General features: G+C 39.5%; 19 protein-coding genes and 1 pseudogene. 17 read left to right on the plus strand and 3 right to left on the minus strand.

Annotation, left to right across the window (positions count from 1 at the left end):
* The first annotated feature begins 57 nt into the window (after nt 1-57).
* The 5 genes from mreC (at nt 58) to tsf (ending at nt 4804) form a co-directional block, all read left to right on the plus strand.
* Nucleotides 58-873, plus strand: coding sequence for a rod shape-determining protein MreC (mreC, locus tag MK396_RS00645; RefSeq protein ID WP_268723360.1), 816 nt, complete (start codon nt 58-60; stop codon nt 871-873).
* 2 nt (nt 874-875) lie between these two features.
* Nucleotides 876-1370, plus strand: coding sequence for a rod shape-determining protein MreD (gene mreD, locus MK396_RS00650; RefSeq protein WP_001237923.1), 495 nt, complete (start codon nt 876-878; stop codon nt 1368-1370).
* A 93-nt stretch (nt 1371-1463) separates the two neighbouring features.
* A complete protein-coding gene (gene pcsB, locus MK396_RS00655; RefSeq protein ID WP_268723361.1) occupies nt 1464-2681 on the plus strand; it encodes a peptidoglycan hydrolase PcsB in 1218 nt (405 codons plus the stop codon).
* 224 nt (nt 2682-2905) lie between these two features.
* A complete protein-coding gene (gene rpsB, locus MK396_RS00660) occupies nt 2906-3685 on the plus strand; it encodes a 30S ribosomal protein S2 (protein ID WP_268723362.1) in 780 nt (259 codons plus the stop codon).
* Between the two features lie 78 nt (nt 3686-3763).
* Nucleotides 3764-4804, plus strand: a complete 1041-nt coding sequence (gene tsf / locus MK396_RS00665; protein WP_000808088.1) for a translation elongation factor Ts — start codon at nt 3764-3766, stop codon at nt 4802-4804.
* Nucleotides 4805-4907: 103 nt separating this feature from the next.
* Here tsf and cysK read toward each other — a convergent pair whose 3' ends face one another.
* The 3 genes from cysK to MK396_RS00680 all read right to left on the minus strand — a co-directional run bounded on the left by cysK (nt 4908) and on the right by MK396_RS00680 (nt 7024).
* Nucleotides 4908-5834 (minus strand): cysteine synthase A, encoded by a 927-nt coding sequence (cysK, locus tag MK396_RS00670; RefSeq protein ID WP_268723363.1) that lies wholly within the window; start codon nt 5832-5834, stop codon nt 4908-4910.
* 96 nt (nt 5835-5930) lie between these two features.
* The gene (locus MK396_RS00675; protein ID WP_268723364.1) at nt 5931-6374 is read right to left on the minus strand and encodes a PH domain-containing protein; all 444 of its coding nucleotides are present in this window, start codon (nt 6372-6374) and stop codon (nt 5931-5933) included.
* Between the two features lie 14 nt (nt 6375-6388).
* Complete coding sequence (locus tag MK396_RS00680; protein WP_268723365.1) at nt 6389-7024, minus strand: YigZ family protein; 636 nt, start codon at nt 7022-7024, stop codon at nt 6389-6391.
* A gap of 56 nt (nt 7025-7080) precedes the next feature.
* Here MK396_RS00680 and MK396_RS00685 point away from each other — a divergent pair, with 56 nt between their 5' ends.
* The 12 genes and pseudogenes from MK396_RS00685 to MK396_RS00740 all read left to right on the plus strand — a co-directional run bounded on the left by MK396_RS00685 (nt 7081) and on the right by MK396_RS00740 (nt 18891).
* The gene (locus tag MK396_RS00685; RefSeq protein ID WP_268723366.1) at nt 7081-8379 is read left to right on the plus strand and encodes a DEAD/DEAH box helicase; all 1299 of its coding nucleotides are present in this window, start codon (nt 7081-7083) and stop codon (nt 8377-8379) included.
* Complete coding sequence (locus MK396_RS00690; protein WP_125840546.1) at nt 8376-9038, plus strand: ComF family protein; 663 nt, start codon at nt 8376-8378, stop codon at nt 9036-9038. The genes MK396_RS00685 and MK396_RS00690 overlap by 4 nt, the downstream gene beginning before the upstream one ends.
* A gap of 79 nt (nt 9039-9117) precedes the next feature.
* Nucleotides 9118-9666 carry a ribosome hibernation-promoting factor, HPF/YfiA family gene (hpf, locus tag MK396_RS00695; protein WP_000599116.1) on the plus strand — a complete coding sequence of 183 codons (549 nt, stop codon included), beginning with the start codon at nt 9118-9120 and terminating at the stop codon, nt 9664-9666.
* Between the two features lie 244 nt (nt 9667-9910).
* Nucleotides 9911-11119: an acyl-CoA dehydrogenase family protein gene (locus MK396_RS00700; protein WP_000201480.1), complete on the plus strand. Its 1209-nt coding sequence runs from the start codon at nt 9911-9913 to the stop codon at nt 11117-11119.
* An 80-nt stretch (nt 11120-11199) separates the two neighbouring features.
* Nucleotides 11200-12048 carry a 3-hydroxybutyryl-CoA dehydrogenase gene (locus MK396_RS00705; RefSeq protein WP_268723673.1) on the plus strand — a complete coding sequence of 283 codons (849 nt, stop codon included), beginning with the start codon at nt 11200-11202 and terminating at the stop codon, nt 12046-12048.
* An 18-nt stretch (nt 12049-12066) separates the two neighbouring features.
* Nucleotides 12067-13245 (plus strand): acetyl-CoA C-acetyltransferase, encoded by a 1179-nt coding sequence (locus MK396_RS00710; protein WP_268723367.1) that lies wholly within the window; start codon nt 12067-12069, stop codon nt 13243-13245.
* A gap of 321 nt (nt 13246-13566) precedes the next feature.
* A complete protein-coding gene (locus tag MK396_RS00715) occupies nt 13567-14346 on the plus strand; it encodes an enoyl-CoA hydratase-related protein (RefSeq protein ID WP_000048041.1) in 780 nt (259 codons plus the stop codon).
* A 15-nt stretch (nt 14347-14361) separates the two neighbouring features.
* Nucleotides 14362-15084 carry a CoA transferase subunit A gene (locus MK396_RS00720; RefSeq protein ID WP_247916453.1) on the plus strand — a complete coding sequence of 241 codons (723 nt, stop codon included), beginning with the start codon at nt 14362-14364 and terminating at the stop codon, nt 15082-15084.
* A 1-nt stretch (nt 15085) separates the two neighbouring features.
* Entirely contained in the window at nt 15086-15739 is a 654-nt protein-coding gene (locus tag MK396_RS00725; RefSeq protein WP_268723368.1) for a 3-oxoacid CoA-transferase subunit B, read from the plus strand.
* 194 nt (nt 15740-15933) lie between these two features.
* Nucleotides 15934-16842, plus strand: a pseudogene (locus MK396_RS00730) (LysR family transcriptional regulator).
* 15 nt (nt 16843-16857) lie between these two features.
* Nucleotides 16858-17970: an acyl-CoA dehydrogenase family protein gene (locus tag MK396_RS00735; protein ID WP_268723369.1), complete on the plus strand. Its 1113-nt coding sequence runs from the start codon at nt 16858-16860 to the stop codon at nt 17968-17970.
* A 3-nt stretch (nt 17971-17973) separates the two neighbouring features.
* Entirely contained in the window at nt 17974-18891 is a 918-nt protein-coding gene (locus tag MK396_RS00740; RefSeq protein WP_125840550.1) for an MBL fold metallo-hydrolase, read from the plus strand.
* Nucleotides 18892-18928: the final 37 nt, after the last annotated feature.

Consider the following 18928-nt stretch of genomic DNA (forward strand, 5'->3'; position numbering starts at 1 on the left):
GTTTGTAGGATTGATAAGAAGCTCACAGTAGCAGGTTTTTAGTATAAAGGTAGGAATATGAACCGTTTTAAAAAATCAAAATATCTAATCATCGTTTTTGTCACAGTTTTGGCAGTTTCTGTTCTATTAGTGACAACCTATTCAAGCGCTATTGTGACGAAACTAGGAGATGGGATTTCTTTAGTGGATAGAATTGTCCAAAAACCTTTTCAGTGGTTTGATACTTTCAAATCGGATTTGGGGCATTTGACGCAGACTTACAATGAAAATGAAAGCTTAAAAAAGCAACTCTACAAACTAGAAGTGGAGTCTAATCAATCAGAAAGTTTAAAAACTGAAAATGAACAACTACGTCAGTTGCTGGATATGAAGTCAAAATTGCAGGCTACAAAAAACATAGCAGCAGATGTAATTACGCGTTCACCGGTATTTTGGAAGCAAGAGTTAACGATAGATGCAGGAAGTTCAAAGGGTGCTTCTGAAAATATGTTGGCCATTGCAAATGGGGGCTTGATTGGCAGTGTTTCAAAAGTGGAGGATCATTCAACGAATGTCAACCTGTTGACAAATACCGAAAATTCGGATAAAATTTCCGTTAAAATCTTGCATGGTTCTACTGAAATTTACGGAATTATCGTTGGTTATGACAAAGAAACCGAACTTCTTAAAATTAGTCAATTAAACAGTAACAGCGACATTAGTGCTGGAGATAGGGTGACTACAGGGGGGCTTGGAAACTTTAATGTTAAGGATATTCCTGTTGGAGAGGTTGTTGCTACAACTCATAGCAGTGATTATCTAACACGAGAGGTAACAGTAAAGTTAAGTGCTGATACTAAAGATCTTCATGTGGTAGAGTTAGTGGGGAATTAGCAATGAGACTGTTAAAACAAGTTGGTATTTTCTTTTTACTTCCTTTTCTTGTGCTAATTGATGCACATATTGGTCAATTAGTAGAATCCTTTTATCCACATTTTCACTTAGCCAGTCATTTCCTGTTTTTATTTCTCTTGTTTGAGACAATTGAGGTATCAGAATACTTCTATCTAGCTTATTGCTGTATAGCAGGTTTGGTGTACGATATCTATTTTTTCCACTTGATAGGAATTGCGACACTTTTATTTATCTTGATAGGTGCCTCACTTCACAAGTTTAATAGTGTGACTTTGTTGAACCGTTGGACGAGAATGTTAACAATAGTTGTGATGAGCTTCCTATTTGATATGGGTAGTTATCTCCTGGCCCTTGCTATGGGACTGACAGTAGAATCAATGCCAGTTTTCATTGTCTACAGTCTTGTCCCATCAATGATTTTAAACTTTTTGTGGATGGTGATTTTCCAGTATATTTTTGAAAAATATTATCTATAAGAAAGAAATAAAAATGTAACAAAGGCGTAATATTTATTATGTCTTTTTTTGGTATACTAGTAATGTCTTAAATAGAAGGAGTATCTACACAATATGAAGAAAAAAATCTTAGCGTCACTTTTATTAAGTACAGTATTAGTGTCTCAAGTGTCGGTGTTAACAACTGTTCACGCTGAAACAACTGATGAAAAAATTGCTGCTCAAGATAGTAAGATTAGTGACTTGACAGCTCAACAAAAAGAAGCTCAAAAACAGGTAGATGAAATCCAAACGCAAGTTACAGCTATTCAAACACAGCAAACAAACTTGCAAGCTGAAAATGAAACACTACAAGCGGAATCTAAAAAACTTGAAGGAGAAATTACAGAGCTCTCTAAGAACATTGTTGCTCGTAATGAATCTTTGGAAAAACAAGCACGTAGCGCACAAACAAACGGTGCTGCAACTAGCTATATCAATACAATTGTAAATTCAAAATCAATTACAGAAGCTATTTCCCGTGTTGCGGCTATGAGCGAGATTGTGTCGGCTAACAACAAAATGTTAGAGCAACAAAAAGCTGATAAAAAATCAATCTCAGAAAAACAAGTTGCAAATAATGAAGCAATCAATACTGTAATTGCGAACCAACAAACGCTTGCTGACGATGCACAAACATTGACAACAAAACAGGCGGAGTTAAAAGTTGCTGAGTTGAACCTTGCTGCAGAGAAAGCTACTGCAGAAGGCGAGAAAGCTACCTTGTTGGAACAAAAAGCAGCAGCAGAGGCAGAAGCGAAGGCAGCAGCTGAAGCAGAGGCAGCTTATAAAGCACGTCAAACAAGTCAACAACAATCAGTTGTTGCTTCTGGAAACACAAGTTTCTCAGCTCAAGTGCAAGCAACATCTACATCAGCGTCAGCATCAGCATCTGACGACGAGGACTCAAGCTACACTCCAGCACCTACTCCTACTAGACAGCGTCCAACATACAGTACAAATGCTTCAAGTTATCCAACTGGTGAATGTACTTGGGGAGCTAAAACATTAGCACCTTGGGCCGGAGATTACTGGGGTAACGGAGCACAGTGGGCTACAAGTGCAGCTGCTGCAGGATTCCGTACAGGCTCAACACCACAAGTTGGTGCGATTGCATGTTGGAATGACGGTGGATATGGACACGTAGCGGTTGTTACAGCTGTTTCATCATCAACTAGCATTCAAGTATCAGAATCAAACTATGGTGGAGATCGTACAATCGGTAACAAACGTGGATGGTTTAACCCAACTACAACATCTGAAGGTTATGTTACTTACATTTATCCAAACTAATGAATGAAACGAAGAGGCTCGATTTGAGTCTCTTTTATTATTTTTTATCGAGAGCAAGACCGAAATCTATCAAAATCACTTGAAAATATCGCTAAAATGTGGTAGAATGAAACTTGTCGTGTAAACGATAATACTCATTCTTGATGAATTGTGAAACTGTTGCCCTCGGGTCGTTTTGCAAGTTGAAATCAAGAAGAGGAAAAAAACAAAAAGGAGAAATACTCATGGCAGTAATTTCAATGAAACAACTTCTTGAGGCTGGTGTACACTTTGGTCACCAAACTCGTCGCTGGAACCCTAAGATGGCTAAGTACATCTTCACTGAACGTAACGGAATCCACGTTATCGACTTGCAACAAACTGTAAAATACGCTGACCAAGCATACGACTTCATGCGTGATGCGGCAGCTAACGATGCAGTTGTATTGTTTGTTGGTACTAAAAAACAAGCTGCTGACGCTGTTAAAGAAGAAGCAGAACGTTCAGGTCAATACTACATCAACCACCGTTGGTTGGGTGGAACTCTTACTAACTGGGGAACTATCCAAAAACGTATTGCTCGTTTGAAAGAAATCAAACGTATGGAAGAAGAAGGAATCTTCGACGTTCTTCCTAAGAAAGAAGTTGCACTTCTTAACAAACAACGTGCACGTCTTGAAAAATTCTTGGGTGGTATCGAAGACATGCCTCGTATCCCAGATGTAATGTACGTAGTTGACCCACATAAAGAACAAATCGCTGTTAAAGAAGCTAAAAAATTGGGAATCCCAGTTGTAGCGATGGTTGACACAAACACTGATCCAGACGATATCGATGTAATCATCCCAGCTAACGATGACGCTATCCGCGCGGTTAAATTGATTACAGCTAAATTGGCTGACGCTATCATCGAAGGACGTCAAGGTGAAGATGCAGCAGCAGTTGAAGCAGAATTTGCAGCTTCAGAACCTCAAGCTGACTCAATCGAAGAAATCGTTGAAGTTGTAGAAGGCGACAACGCTTAATTCAAATAAGTAATCATTACCTAGGAGGGCGGGGCTTAGCCCGGCTCTCCTATTTTTAAAAAATATAGGAGAATCAAAATGGCAGAAATTACAGCTAAACTTGTTAAAGAGTTGCGTGAAAAATCTGGTGCTGGTGTTATGGACGCTAAGAAAGCATTGGTTGAAGTTGAAGGTGATATCGAAAAAGCAATCGAATTGCTTCGCGAAAAAGGTATGGCTAAGGCAGCTAAGAAAGCTGACCGTGTTGCAGCTGAAGGTTTGACTGGTGTATTTGTTAACGGTAACGTTGCAGCAGTAGTTGAAGTAAATGCTGAAACTGACTTTGTTGCGAAAAACGCTCAATTCGTTGAGTTGGTAAATGCAACAGCTAAAGTAATTGCTGAAGGTAAACCAGCTAATAACGAAGAAGCACTTGCTTTGACAATGCCTTCAGGTGAAACTCTTGAAGCAGCCTATGTATCTGCAACAGCTACAATCGGTGAAAAAATCTCATTCCGTCGTTTTGCTTTGCTTGAAAAAACAGATGCGCAACACTTTGGAGCATACCAACACAATGGTGGTCGAATTGGTGTTATCTCTGTTATTGAAGGTGGAGACGAAGCGCTTGCTAAACAAATCTCAATGCACATTGCTGCGATGAAACCAACAGTTCTTTCTTACAAAGAATTGGATGAGCAGTTCGTTAAAGATGAGTTGGCACAATTGAACCACGTGATTGACCAAGATAATGATAGCCGTGCAATGGTTGGTAAACCAGCTCTTCCACACTTGAAATATGGATCAAAAGCTCAATTGACTGATGAAGTGATTGCTCAAGCTGAAGAAGATATCAAAGCTGAATTGGTTGCAGAAGGCAAACCGGAAAAAATCTGGGACAAAATCATCCCAGGTAAAATGGATCGCTTCATGCTTGACAACACTAAAGTTGACCAAGCATACACACTTCTTGCACAAGTATACATCATGGATGACAGCAAGACGGTTGAAGCCTACCTTGATTCAGTTAACGCTTCAGTAGTTGAGTTCGCTCGCTTTGAAGTTGGTGAAGGTATCGAAAAAGCTGCAAATGATTTTGAAGCTGAAGTTGCAGCTACAATGGCAGCAGCTTTGAATAACTAATAGAAAAGGAAGCGATTTGCTTCCTTTTTCTTTTGGTCTAGAGAGTAGATTCTGTATGTGTAAACAAAAAGCCCTTTAATAAGGGCTAAGTGCATTTAGGAGTTTACACTTCAAATTCATAGAGTGCTGTAGACAAATAACGTTCGCCGTTATCTGGTGCTAAAGCAAGGACTTTCTTCCCTGTACCTAATTTCTTGGCAACCTCAATTGCCCCGTAAATCGCTGCAGCTGAAGAAATCCCAACAAGGAAGCCTTCTTTTCCACCAATTTCACGGCCAAGTGCTAGAGCATCATCTGACGTTACGCGGACGATACCATCATAGGCCTTTGTATCAAGTGTTTCAGGAATAAATCCAGCTGAGATACCTTGAATTTTGTGAGGTCCTGGTTTTTCGCCAGACAGAATAGCAGATTCATCAGCTTCAACTGCAAAAATTTGAATGTTAGAATTGGCAGCTTTAAGTGCATGAGAAACACCTGAAATCGTTCCACCAGTACCAACACCACCCACAAAAGCATCTAGTCCATCAGAACCGAAAGCAGCCAGTATTTCAGCTCCTGTTGTTCTTTCGTGTACTTCTGGGTTAGCTGGGTTACTAAATTGGAGTGGAAGGAAGCCGTCACGTTCAGCAGCGATTTCCTGAGCTTTGGCAATAGCCCCTTTCATTCCTTCGCTACCAGGAGTGAGGACGAGTTCAGCACTATAAGCTTGGATAATCTTGCGTCGTTCTACACTCATCGTTTCAGGCATGACGATAACAACTTTATATCCTTTAGCGGCACCAACCCATGAAAGACCGATACCAGTGTTTCCACTCGTTGCTTCAACAATGGTAGCACCCGGTTTTAGAATACCATCTTGTTCCGCTTTTTCAATCATGCTAAGGGCAATGCGGTCTTTTACTGACGATCCAGGGTTAAAAGCTTCTAGTTTAACATAGACGTCTGCAGCACCCTCTGGAACAATGTTGTTAAGTTTAACAATTGGTGTTTGTCCAATAAGTTCAGTGATATTGTTATAAATAGCCATAGATATACCTCTTTGTATAAGATGATACTAGTATAACCCGCTCAAGGCTATTTGTAAAATATAGAAATCCTATCGAAGTGATAGGATTTTTTTATATCAAAGGTCTAAGTCATTAATTTTTAATCGATTGTGATAAGCCAATTCTAATAAATAGGTGTAAAGCGGAAGGATGTCCGTTTTTTTAGGGAATTCAAATTTATGGAAACTCAGGTGCTCATTGTGTGCTTTTAGAAAGACGTATTCTAAATAAGTGATTGTAATCTCACTATCATCTATACCTGCTCCTGCAGTTTCCATTTCAACGTTGACAATGTTCATCAAAAAGAGTGACTTAACAGACACCTTACGACCAGTAGCGCCTTGTTTATCTGTAAAGATGATACGGATACTTGTAAAGATAATTGAATCGCGAATAAGTTTATATCCACTTTGAATTTCTTCATTCTCTAGTAGATATTGTCCATATTCTTTAATAAGAGTCTCTTTGTTTTCCTCGCTAAAGTTTCCAGCAAGTCCTTGAATAAATTTCCCAAAAGCCATAATTTCTCTTTCGTTTACACTAAGTTTACAGGGGCTTCAACTTCTCGTAAACCTTGATCTGTTAAAGTAACCTTTCCATTAAAAAACTCCACAAGAGCAGCCTTGATATCTTCTTTCTCTTCTTTGTCAACATAAATCATTGTATCAACTTGATCTGTAAAGTTTGTATCCAGCTCCATGAGATGATGTTCTTTAAGAAAGTTACTGTACTCTTGGTATTGAGCATAAGACATTTGAATGGCTATGCCAACCTGCTCTTTGATTTCAATAATGCCAATCTTTTTGACAGCCAATGCCACACTACCTGCATAAGCACGGATCAAACCACCAGCTCCTAGCTTAATTCCCCCAAAGTAGCGTGTCACTACTACGCAGACATTGGTAAGATTATGATTTTCTAAGACTCCGAGCATAGGGACTCCAGCAGTACCACTAGGTTCCCCATCATCACTCGTACGCTTGATTTCACTGCGTTCTCCAATAATAAAAGCAGAGCAGTTATGGGTGGCTTTGTAGTGTTCTTTTTTGATGGTAGTGATGAAGTCACGGGCCTCCTCTTCACTATAAACACGCTTGACATGACAGATAAAGCGGGATTTTTTGATTTCTTCTTGGACCTGACCATCCTCTTTAATTGTTCTAAATTCCATGATTTAATTGTACTAAAAAAAAACCTAAATCGCTAGATTTTTGCGAATATTAAAGTATGAAAGTAAATCCTAATTACCTCGGTCGCTTGTTTACTGAGAAAGAATTAACTAAAGAAGAACGACAGGTAGCAGTGAAACTGCCAGCAATGAGAAAAGAGAAGGGGAAACTGTTTTGTCAACGTTGTAATAGTAGTATTCTAGAAGAATGGTATTTGCCTATAGGTGCCTGCTATTGCAGGGAGTGTTTGCTGATGAAGCGAGTCAGGAGTGATCAAGCCTTATACTATTTTCCGCAGGAAGATTTTTCAAAGCAAGATGTTCTCAAATGGCGTGGTCAGTTAACCCCTTTTCAGGAAAAAGTATCAGAGGGGTTGATTCGAGCAGTCGAAAAGAGAGAACCGACTTTAGTTCATGCTGTGACAGGTGCTGGAAAGACAGAGATGATTTATCAAGTTGTTGCCAAAGTGATTGATGATGGTGGTACAGTTTGTTTGGCAAGTCCTCGAATTGATGTGTGTTTGGAACTGTATAAGCGACTGCAGAAAGACTTTGCTTGCGATATAGCGCTACTCCATGGCGAATCAGAGCCCTATTTTCGAACTCCCTTAGTAGTTGCAACAACTCATCAGTTATTAAAATTTTATCATGCTTTTGATTTGTTGATAGTGGATGAGGTAGATGCCTTTCCTTATGTTGATAATCAAATGCTTTACCATGCTGTAAAGAATAGTGTAAAGGAGAATGGCATGAGAATCTTTTTAACAGCTACATCTACTGATGAGTTAGATAAGAAAGTTCGAATAGGAGAGTTAAAAAGGCTAAGCTTGCCGAGACGGTTTCATGGAAATCCTTTGATTATTCCTAAACCTGTCTGGTTATCAGATTTTAATCGTTGTTTAGAGAAAAATCAATTGTCAACCAAGTTAAAGACTTATATTGAGAAACAGAGAAGAACAGGTTATCCCTTACTGATTTTTGCATCAGAGATTAAGAAAGGAGAAAAACTAAAAGAAATACTACAGGTGTATTTCCCAGATGAGAATATCGGTTTTGTATCTTCTGTCACAGAAAATCGATTAGAGCAAGTGCAAGCTTTTCGAGATGGAGAACTGACAATACTGATCAGTACAACAATATTGGAACGCGGGGTTACCTTCCCTTGTGTGGATGTTTTCGTAGTAGAAGCTAATCATCGTCTCTTTACCAAGTCTAGCTTGATTCAGATTGGTGGGCGAGTTGGGCGTAGTATGGACAGACCAACTGGTGAGTTGCTCTTCTTTCATGATGGATTAAATACTTCCATCAAAAAGGCAATCAAGGAAATCAAGCAGATGAACATGGAGGCAGGTTTATGAACTGTTTATTATGTGGACAGACTACCAAGTGTGAGCTGACTTTTAGTAGTCTCTTCCTTTTGAAGGACGACTGCAGTTATCTTTGCTTAGCTTGTGCTTCTAGTTTTGAGAAGATTGGTGAGAAATATTGTCCAAACTGTATGAAAACAGGGGTGTCAACTCAGTGTCAAGATTGTAAACTTTGGTGTAAAGAAGGAGTGCAGGTTAATCATAAGGCAATCTTTACCTATAATCAAGCTATGAAAGACTTTTTCAGTCAATATAAGTTTGATGGCGATTTTTTGCTTAGAAAAGTTTTTGCTTCCGTTCTTGCTGAGGAGCTGAAACAGTATAGAGGTTATCAATTTGTTGTAATTCCCCTAAGTCCTAAAAGATTACTTGAGAGGGGGTTTAACCAGGTTGAAGGTTTGGTCGAAGCGGCAGGCTTTTCTTTTAAAGATATATTAGGAAAAAGAGAAGAGAGGGCTAGTTCTTCTAAAAGCCGTTTGGAAAGGTTAGCTACTGAAATTCCATTTTTTATTAAAGATGGAATTGCACTTCCTAAGAAGATTTTGCTGATTGATGACATCTATACAACAGGGGCAACTGTGAATCGTGTGAAACGACTTTTGGAAGAAGCAGGTGCTCTGGATGTTAAAACTTTTTCCCTTGTAAGATGAGGAAAAAAGTTGCAAAATGAAAATGAAAGCGCTATAATATGGTTAGAAAAACAAAAATGTTTAGAAAGAAGGTACTTATATGATTAAATATAGTATCCGTGGTGAAAACCTAGAAGTAACAGAAGCAATTCGTGATTATGTAGTTTCTAAACTCGAAAAGATCGAAAAGTATTTCCAACCAGAGCAAGAGTTGGATGCACGTGTGAATTTGAAAGTTTACCGTGAGAAAACAGCAAAGGTTGAAGTAACAATTCCACTTGGATCTATTACTCTTCGTGCAGAAGATGTTTCTCAAGATATGTATGGTTCTATCGATCTTGTAACAGATAAAATTGAACGTCAGATTCGTAAAAATAAAACTAAAATCGAACGTAAGAATAAAAATAAAGTTGCGACAAGTCAACTCTTTACAGATGCTCTAGTTGAAGATGCAGATGTTGTGCAACCCAAAGTCGTTCGTTCAAAACAAATTGATTTGAAGCCAATGGATTTAGAAGAAGCGCTTCTTCAAATGGATTTATTGGGACATGATTTCTTTATCTATGTAGATGTAGAAGATCAAACAACTAATGTTTTGTATCGTCGTGAAGATGGTGAAGTTGGTTTACTAGAAGTCAAAGAATCATAAAATTGAAATAACAAAAAAGTGGTTTACAAATCAGTAAACCACTTTTTCTTATGCGGAAATAAGTAAGAAAAACCAGGAAATCCTTGATAAAATAGTCAGAATCGGCCCCTATAATCTGAACTTATAGGGGTGTTTATATTTATTAAGTAGACAAAATAATACCCTAAGGGATAGAATGGGGTTGTCAACAAATAGCGAATACAAAAATGTAAGCGCTCTTATAACAATTAAAGGAGTCATGACTATGGCAACAAAAGAAGAAATTTTACGCGAACTATATCCTGAAGACCTTTTTCACTATGCGGATGGTCTAACTTTGGGAGAAGCAGAGGTTTTACAAGAAACTCGCCGTTTGATTGAGAAACATCTCCGTCCGGTTATTAATGAATACTGGGAAAAACCTGATTTTCCTTTTGAAGAATTCTATGCTGTGGCTAAGGGCGCTCAAATTATGAACAATCCAAAATTGTTTGAAGGACGTGAGGGCAGCTGGAAACCTTCTGAACTTTATATTGCATTCTTGTATCTTGAACTTGCTCGCTTCGATGCTTCTATGGCAACATTCTATACAGTTCATGGCGGACTTTGCTACAACACAATTCTCTTGGGTGGTGATGAGCGTCAACAAAAAGAATTTCTTCCGAAACTAGCTGCATTTGATTGGCAAGGTTGCTTCGCTTTAACTGAACCTCTTTCAGGTTCTGATATTGCTGGAGGACTTGCAACGACTGCAGAACGTGTTGGAGACAAGTGGATTCTAAATGGTGAAAAACGCTGGATTGGTGGTTCAGATACTGCGGATGTTGTTCCTGTATTTGCTCGTGATGTTGCGGATGGCAAGGTAAAATGCTTTATCGTTCGTAAGGGGGCTCCTGGATATCATGCAGAACCAATCCCACACAAAATTGCTCTTCGTTGTGTCCGCAATGGCCATATTACCATGAAGAATGTAGAGGTTCCAGATTCAGACCGTTTGGTAAATATCAATGGTTTTGGTGATGTAGCCCGTATCTTGACCTTCACTCGTGCGGACGTTGCTCACATTGCTATGGGAGTGACTTGTGGATCATATGTTGCAGCTCTTAAATATGCTAAAGATCGTGAACAGTTCAAACGTCCAATTGCCAAATTCCAAATCGTTCAAGAAAAATTGGCTCGTATGCAAGCAAATGCTGTAGCAGTTATTGCTTATTCAACTCGTATTGCTGAGATGCAAGAGAAAGGGAATGAATTGATGCTTAACTCTGCTCTTGCTAAGATGCACAATTCCTTGGTGATGCGCGAAACAGTTGCCCTTGCTCGTGAAACTTGCGGAGGTAATGGTATTACACTTGAGACAGACGTTGCTCGTTTCTTTGCAGATGCTGAATCAATCTATACCTATGAAGGTTCACACGAAGTGAATGCCTTGATTGTTGGTCGTGAGATTACTGGACTAGGTGCCTTTGTTTAATGTCAGAAGGGCGATTGAAGGATTTCTGTTCAATCGTCCTTGCTTCATGCAATGGATTTTTGTAAAATAAGAAGGAGAAAATAATGATATCTAAGGTGATGATTATTGGTTCTGGTCAAATGGGAAGCGGAATTGCTCAAGTATTTGCTCAGGCTGGTTTTACAGTTTACTTAAATGATATTAAAGAAGAATTTGTTCAAAGAGGCTTAAATAATATCACAAAACAATTGGAACGTTCAGTTGAAAAAGGACGGATGTCTGCGGATGAGAAGGATCAGGTATTGGCCAATTTGCTTCCATCTATTTCATATGAAGATGCGAAACAAGTCCAATTGGTGATTGAAGCTGCAACTGAGAACCGTGAGATTAAGTTGAATATTTTCAAACAATTGGATGAATTGACAGATTCTAAAACTATCTTAGCATCAAACACATCCTCTTTGTCAATCACGGATATAGCTGCTGCTACCAAACATCAGGAGCGCGTGATTGGAATGCACTTCTTTAATCCTGCACCAATCATGAAACTTGTAGAGGTTATTAAGGCCTTGCAGACTTCAGAAGAAGTGGTTCAGGTGGTTCGTGAACTGACAGTGAAAATTGGTAAAACACCAGTTGATGTTAAAGATTCTTATGGTTTTGTTGTGAACAGAATTTTGATTCCTATGATCAATGAAGCCATTTACATTCTAGGTGAAGGAGTGGCTAGTGCCGAAGAAATCGATGAAGCGATGAAACTTGGTGCAAATCATCCTATTGGACCTTTGGCTCTTGCTGACTTGATTGGATTGGATGTTTGTTTGGCTATTATGGGCGTCCTAAACCAAGGGTTTGGCGATCAAAAATACCGACCTGCTCCTCTTCTTAAGAAAATGGTCGAAGCAGGAAAATTGGGACGGAAGACAAAAGAAGGTTTCTTTACTTACTAGACACTGATGGAGGTAGTCATGAAAGACGTAGTTATTGTTTCGGCAGTGCGAACACCTTTAGGTTCCTTTGGCGGGAGCTTGAAGAATGTTTCTGCTGTTGATTTGGGATCTTTGGTAATTAAGAGTGCTTTGGAAAAAGCGAATATTAAACCAGAGCAGGTAGATGAAGTGATTATGGGGAATGTCCTAGGCGCAGGTTTAGGCCAAAACGTGGCTCGCCAAATGAGTATTCATGCTGGGCTTCCTGAATTTACACCAGCCTTTACCATTAACAAGGTTTGTGGTTCCGGTTTGAAGGCAGTGCAGTTAGCTGCTCAAGCGATTCAGTGCGGAGATGCAGATATTGTCGTGGTTGGTGGTGCAGAAAACATGAGCCAGGCTCCATATGTTTTGCCAAGCTTCCGTTGGGGGGGCCGTATGGGAGATTCGAAAGTGGTAGATACCATGATTAAGGACGGTTTGTCTGATGCCTTTAACGAATACCATATGGGGATTACAGCTGAGAATGTGGCAGAAGAATATGGTATTAGCCGGGATGATCAAGATGCGCTTGCTTTGGAATCACAAAAACGAGCAGTGGCGGCTATAGAATCTGGACGTTTTAAGGAAGAGATTGTTCCGGTGGTCATTCCTCAACGTAAAGGCGATCCTATCGTCTTTGATACAGATGAATTTCCTAGAAAAGATGCTAGCTTGGAGAGTCTGTCTAAGCTACGTCCTGTTTTCAAAAAAGACGGTTCTGTTACAGCGGGAAATGCCTCAGGTATCAATGACGGAGCGGCGGCTGTCTTGGTCATGAGTGCTGAAAAAGCTGAAGAATTAGGACTTCCAGTCATTGCGCGCATTCGTTCATATGCAAGTGCAGGTTTGGATCCTAAGATTATGGGATGTGGACCGATTTATGCGACCCGTAAAGCTCTTGAAAAAGGTAATTTGACAGTTGAGGATCTTGACTTGATCGAGTCAAATGAAGCCTTTGCTGCTCAGGCTTGTGCGGTTGGGAAAACACTTGGCTTTAACACAGATATTGTCAATGTCAATGGTGGCGCGATTGCTCTTGGTCACCCAATTGGGGCTTCAGGTTGCCGTATCCTAGTGACTCTGGTACATGAGATGATGAAACGTGATGCTAAAACTGGTTTAGCTACTCTCTGTATCGGAGGAGGGATGGGAACTGCCCTCATCGTTGAACGTTAGTTATTAGAAAACTGAACGTCATTTCCTCTTTTTCAATATTACGATTACAAAATGAGATTTTGATCCGATCTCATAGTTACATACCTTATCAAGTGTCTTTCTCTAAAAGGGCTTGATAAGGTATTTTTATTTTTTCTAAGACTTTAAGGATGGATTGGACTTACCATATACTATAAGCTGGACTTATAGGTATATAAATAAAGATTAAGTAGACGGATGGGGGAAAAAGGTTTATGATGAAAATGTAAGCTCTTACATTTTGTGTTGGTATTTGTTGACGCTGTACACTGTACTCAAAATAAATCAAGTAGGAGCAGAACAATGAGTAAAACTGTTTTATTAGAGGTTAAGAATGGTCTTGGCTATCTAACAATTAACCGTCCATCGGCTTTGAACGCTTTAAGTTCAGAAGTCTTAAAGGATTTGAATCTCGCTTTAGACCAGATTGAAGCAAGCGAGGACATTCGTGTTGTCATTGTGACTGGTCAAGGAGAGAAAGCATTTGTCGCGGGAGCGGACATTAAAGAGATGGACCAAATGTCTCCAATTCAGGCTCATGAATACATGACCTATGCGAACGACACCTTTACCCGCTTATCTGAATTGACTCAGCCAACTATTTCAGTATTGAATGGTTATGCTTTGGGAGGCGGTTTAGAATTAGCTCTTTCAACTGATATCCGAATCGGCTATGACAAGACAATGGTTGGCTTCCCTGAAGTCGGCTTGGGAATCATTCCTGGTTTTGCAGGTACTCAAAGAATGTCTCGTTTGATTGGTACTAGTAAAACAAAGGAATTAATCTTCACTGCTAGAATGGTTAAAGGACAAGAAGCATACGATCTTGGAATTCTTAACAAGTTGGTAGCAGCAGAAGAACTATTGCCTGCGGCAGAAGAGCTAGCAGCAGCGATTATGAAAAATGCACCGCTAGCAGTTGAAAAAGCTAAACATATTATCCAAGTTGGCTCAGAACTCCCTCTGAAAAATGCTATTCGTTTGGAAACAGAAGCGGAAGCTCTACTCTTCTCAACAGAAGATAAGGTGGAAGGAATGCGCGCTTTTGTTGAAAAACGCAAAGCTGTCTTTCAACGTAAATAAGAGAGGAGATAGGTTATGAAAGTTGTAACATTGTCTGAAGCTATTTCCTTGATTCATTCAGGAGATAAAGTTGGTATTTCTGGATTTCTCGGAGTGGGAGAACCATTTGAGTTAATTGAGGAACTGGTTCGTCAAAACCAGCAAGATTTGACCTTGGTGTCTGTTGTAACTTCTCAACCCGGTAAGGAAGTTGGAGTTGGTCGTCTTTGTGAAAACCATCAGGTTACAAAATACATTGCAGCCCATGTAGGGACATCTGCTGCTGCTCAGCATGATTATTTCTCAGGAGCCATGAAAGTGGAGTTCACTCCAATGGGAACTGTCGTAGAACGCTTGCATGCTGCAGGTGCGGGTCTTGGAGCAGTCTTAACGCCAACAGGTGTAGGAACAATTCTTGAAGATGAGCACGAAAAAGTAACTCGAAATGGAAAAGAATATTTGATTTATGATCCATTGAAAATCGATGTTGCCTTGATTAAAGCTACTAAGGCGGATAAGTATGGCAACCTTTATATAGATGGGACTACCAAAAACATCTCTCTTCAACTCGCTCTAGCGGCTGACACAGTCATTGTTGAGACAAACGAGTTGGTTGAAGCCGGAGAAATTGATCCAAATGATATTTACATCCCTGGTATCCTAGTTGACTATGTCGTTCAAGGATTGACACCACAAGAACATCATCAGATGATGGGAGACTTGTGGACAGAGACAAAAAAACTGGCGGGGGTGAAATAAGATGAAAGCAAAAGAAATTATCGCAAGACGTGTAGCGCTTGAATTTAAAGATGGAGATGTGGTCAATCTTGGATTTGGGATTCCAAACGCCTCTGCTGATTACATTCCAGAAGGAGTAAATGTTATTTTGCAGGCAGAAAATGGCGCCCTTCGATTTGGAGAAACACCAACTAAAGACACCTATAATGCCAATTTAGCGAACTCTGGTGGGGCTCCTATCACATTATTACCAGGAGCAGCCTTGTTTGATCTACAAACTTCCTTTGCCATTATTCGTGGTGGACACGTGGATGCAACCGTTCTGGGAGCGCTAGAAGTCAGCCAAGATGGTAGCATTGCGAACTGGATTATCCCAGGGAAATTTGCTCCTGGTATGGGTGGCGCAATGGACTTATTGGTTGGTGCTAAGCGTGTAATCGGGGCTATTCAACACACAACTGTTGATGGGGAATCTAAGTTGTTGAAAGAATGTACCTTGCCACTTTCAGCTAAAGGAGTATTGGATCTTGTCATCACAGAATTAGCTGTTTTTGGATTCAAAGATGGTAAATTCCTGTTGAAAGAGCTGGCTCCTGGTGTGACATTAGAAGAAGTTCTTGAAAAAACAGCTGGGGAAGTCATTGTCTCAGAAAACCTAAAAACAATGCCGATTTAAGCAAAAAAAGAGCTATTTTCTACTTAGTGTGTTATGATATAAACTAGATAGTATTGTAAGCGCTTTATATACAGCGTTAAAATGAAGTATTCGAAATGTTATTTCGATAAAAAGTCAGTAGACAACTATCAAACACTAGAATAGTTGTCTAATTGACCTACTAAAATAGTGAAGGAAAGCTAGGTGATGGGTAAGTGGATATTATCCAAATGAACTATTTCATCAATATCATAGAATGCGGATGCAACCTTTCCATTGCTGCAAAGAAGATTCACATTAGTCAATCAGCCTTGAGTCAATTTGTGACAAATTTTGAAGCAGCTGAAGGGGTTCAATTATTCAATCGCAAGAATGGAAGATTAGAAAGTTTAACAGAGGCAGGACGCAAAATTTATCGTTATGCGACCGAGATTGTGAATTGACATGAAGAAATGCTTTCCATGATCCATATAGAAGCTCAAAAGCAAAAAGGCACCATTAATTTTGGTATTCCGTCCTTGATTTTACGAGTTTATTTTGCTAGTGCCTTGCCTCATTTTCTGAAAAATAATCCTCATATCTATATCCAGGTTACGGAGGGTGGAGGGAAGGAAATTCGTCAAAAAATGGTTGATGGAGATTTGAATCTCTCTATTCTGATAGAGCCTACGAGTCTGGATGCTAAAAAATATGAACAACATATCATTCAATTGGATGAATACGTTGCTTATATGGATAAGGATCATCCGTTGGCTCAGAAAAGCTTGTTGGAATGGTCTGATATTGCTGGTTATGAATTGGCAACCTTCAACAAAACATTTACGACTTATGATTTAGTGACAGAAAAACTTCGTTCACAACGAATTGAGGCTAAATTTGCTTATCTTTCCTCTACTTGGGACTTCCTAGTTGAATCGACTCATCAGACAGATTTGATTGCCCTTTTGCCAAGGCCGGTTGAATATTTTGTGGATAAGAGTCGTTTTAAGGCGGTTAGATTCAAGGATCCGATTCCATTTAATATTTGGTTTTGTAGACCCTATAAAAACTCCTACAATGAAGTAGAGTCTTATGTGTATGAAGAATTGTTGAAAGATTATTACCAACCGTTTTCTGACAACTAAGATGAGGTGAATGCGATGACCTATAATGACGTGCTGGCGCGAGAATTGAAGGCAGACGTGAAAGTGTTGATTCGGGACTATTTCAAGTCTCGTGAGGATGAACAACAGTTCCCTAGAGAATTGCTTTATCAGTTTATTGAGCAATTTGATATCTTTTCCTTGCTTTTAGATAGTCAAGATTCTGTTTTGAGAACCGAGTTTTTAACCTTTATTCGCTTGATTTCAAAAGATTTTCCTGCTTTTTCTGCTGTTCTACTAACTCAGGCATGTTATGGTATCTATCCTATTTTACGATATGGGAGTCAGGAACAAAAATCGCGTTATGTAGAACCATTAGTAAGGGGAGAAATCTTAGCTGGCTTGGGATTTTCTGAAGGAAAATTGATGGACAGCTTGGAGGTTATTGCAACAACTGCAAGGAAAACAGAAACAGGTTGGTCTTTAACTGGGAAGAAGTCAATTGTATCAAATTGCCGCTATGCAGATATTTTGTTAATCTTAGCCAAGGTTCAGGAAGCTAACGGAGAAGATGGATACGGATTTTTCATTGTTGATACGACTCGACCAGGAGTTGCTTTTGGAGGTGATATTGCAAAGCCTGGTTTACAGGGTTTGCCTGTGAATTCGGTAACTTTTGATCAGGTCATATTGCCAGAAGATAGTCTGCTAGGATTGACGCTAAATGGGGAAACTCAGTTAAATGATATTATCAAAAAATTACAGCTAGGATTAAGCGCAATCTCTATTGGTATCTCTGAGGGAGCTTTTGAAACAGGTCTGGCTTTTGTAAATGTCAAAAGAAGATTTGGGAAACCATTAATCGATGCGACAGTCTATCAACATCAATTCGCAGACTTGTATACTAAGCTGTGTGCGGCTGAATCTTACTTTGCTTCCTACAAGGATAGGATGAAGGCGGATTCTCTCTTTGTATCTCAGATAAAACTTTATACGACAAAAGTAGCAATTGAGATTTCTGAGGAAATTATTAGATTAATTGGACCTCTTCAAACCTTGGATGACATCCCCATAGACCGTTATCTAAAGGATGCCAAAACGATTGAAATCTATGGAAAATCTGGGGATTCGATTCGCAAAAGAATAGCAGCCCAATGGATAAAGGAGTAAAGCATGGCAGAACTCACCTTACAGGAATATCAATTTCATGATATGAAACTGATATGGCTACGTGGAGCCGATAAATTGACGGATGCAGGGACTCTTTTTGGTCCGGTTCCGAAAGTTGTGTGGTCTCGTTACTACCCAACAAATGATGCTAATATGATGGCAGAATTGACGGATCCTATTTTGATCCAGTACAAGGGTAAAAATTACTTGATAGATGCAAGTTTTGATACAGCAAAATTATCCGATAAACAAAGGCGTAACTTAGGAATCTTGTCTGAAAGTCGGGTAGAAGAAAGTTTGGCTCTTTTAGGACTATCGCCTGAAGCCATTGACATCGTGCTGATGACACATATGCACCACGATCATTCTGGTGGCTTGACGTATGTGAATGGTCAAGGGAAGCTGGTTTCCAAGTATCCAAACGCCAAGATTATTGTGAATGATGTCGAGTGGTATGAGATGAGAAACCCTAATGATCGAACGCGGGGAACTTATCTGAGAGAAAATTGGGAACCGATTCAAGATCAGGTGACGACTTTCTCAGAGTATATCAATGTCATTCCAGAAATCCAAATGATTCACACAAGTGGTCACAGCAATGGCCACAGTATTATCTTGCTCAAACAGGGGAAAGATACGATGATCCATATGGGGGACTTGATGTTATCACATGTTCATCGAAATCCTCTCTGGGTTCCAGCAGTTGATGATTATCCTATGAAATCAATTTTAGCCAAAAAGAAGTGGTTGCGTCAGGCTTTTGAGAATCATTATAAGTTTTTCTTTTACCATGATCAATTTTTCGCGGTGGTAGAGTTTGACAAGGATGGGAAGGAATTTGTAGATTATGTTCTACGTTCTCGCCCCCCACTTATTCCTTTTACAGATCAGCAGGATCGTAAGCCAGATTTTTTAGGATAGCAGAATATGAGGAGACAACTATAACATTTTCTTGTTG

The sequence above is a fragment of the Streptococcus oralis genome (genome assembly GCF_026782235.1).
In the GTDB taxonomy this organism is placed as follows: domain Bacteria; phylum Bacillota; class Bacilli; order Lactobacillales; family Streptococcaceae; genus Streptococcus; species Streptococcus oralis_CC.

Bases quoted from the DNA above. Each gene is read 5' to 3' on its own strand.
- mreC (WP_268723360.1), top strand. From the start codon at position 58: ATGAACCGTTTTAAAAAATCAAAATATCTAATCATCGTTTTTGTCACA.
- mreD (WP_001237923.1), top strand. From the start codon at position 876: ATGAGACTGTTAAAACAAGTTGGTATTTTCTTTTTACTTCCTTTTCTT.
- pcsB (WP_268723361.1), top strand. From the start codon at position 1,464: ATGAAGAAAAAAATCTTAGCGTCACTTTTATTAAGTACAGTATTAGTG.
- rpsB (WP_268723362.1), top strand. From the start codon at position 2,906: ATGGCAGTAATTTCAATGAAACAACTTCTTGAGGCTGGTGTACACTTT.
- tsf (WP_000808088.1), top strand. From the start codon at position 3,764: ATGGCAGAAATTACAGCTAAACTTGTTAAAGAGTTGCGTGAAAAATCT.
- cysK (WP_268723363.1), bottom strand. From the start codon at position 5,834: ATGGCTATTTATAACAATATCACTGAACTTATTGGACAAACACCAATT.
- MK396_RS00675 (WP_268723364.1), bottom strand. From the start codon at position 6,374: ATGGCTTTTGGGAAATTTATTCAAGGACTTGCTGGAAACTTTAGCGAG.
- MK396_RS00680 (WP_268723365.1), bottom strand. From the start codon at position 7,024: ATGGAATTTAGAACAATTAAAGAGGATGGTCAGGTCCAAGAAGAAATC.
- MK396_RS00685 (WP_268723366.1), top strand. From the start codon at position 7,081: ATGAAAGTAAATCCTAATTACCTCGGTCGCTTGTTTACTGAGAAAGAA.
- MK396_RS00690 (WP_125840546.1), top strand. From the start codon at position 8,376: ATGAACTGTTTATTATGTGGACAGACTACCAAGTGTGAGCTGACTTTT.
- hpf (WP_000599116.1), top strand. From the start codon at position 9,118: ATGATTAAATATAGTATCCGTGGTGAAAACCTAGAAGTAACAGAAGCA.
- MK396_RS00700 (WP_000201480.1), top strand. From the start codon at position 9,911: ATGGCAACAAAAGAAGAAATTTTACGCGAACTATATCCTGAAGACCTT.
- MK396_RS00710 (WP_268723367.1), top strand. From the start codon at position 12,067: ATGAAAGACGTAGTTATTGTTTCGGCAGTGCGAACACCTTTAGGTTCC.
- MK396_RS00715 (WP_000048041.1), top strand. From the start codon at position 13,567: ATGAGTAAAACTGTTTTATTAGAGGTTAAGAATGGTCTTGGCTATCTA.
- MK396_RS00720 (WP_247916453.1), top strand. From the start codon at position 14,362: ATGAAAGTTGTAACATTGTCTGAAGCTATTTCCTTGATTCATTCAGGA.
- MK396_RS00725 (WP_268723368.1), top strand. From the start codon at position 15,086: ATGAAAGCAAAAGAAATTATCGCAAGACGTGTAGCGCTTGAATTTAAA.
- MK396_RS00735 (WP_268723369.1), top strand. From the start codon at position 16,858: ATGACCTATAATGACGTGCTGGCGCGAGAATTGAAGGCAGACGTGAAA.
- MK396_RS00740 (WP_125840550.1), top strand. From the start codon at position 17,974: ATGGCAGAACTCACCTTACAGGAATATCAATTTCATGATATGAAACTG.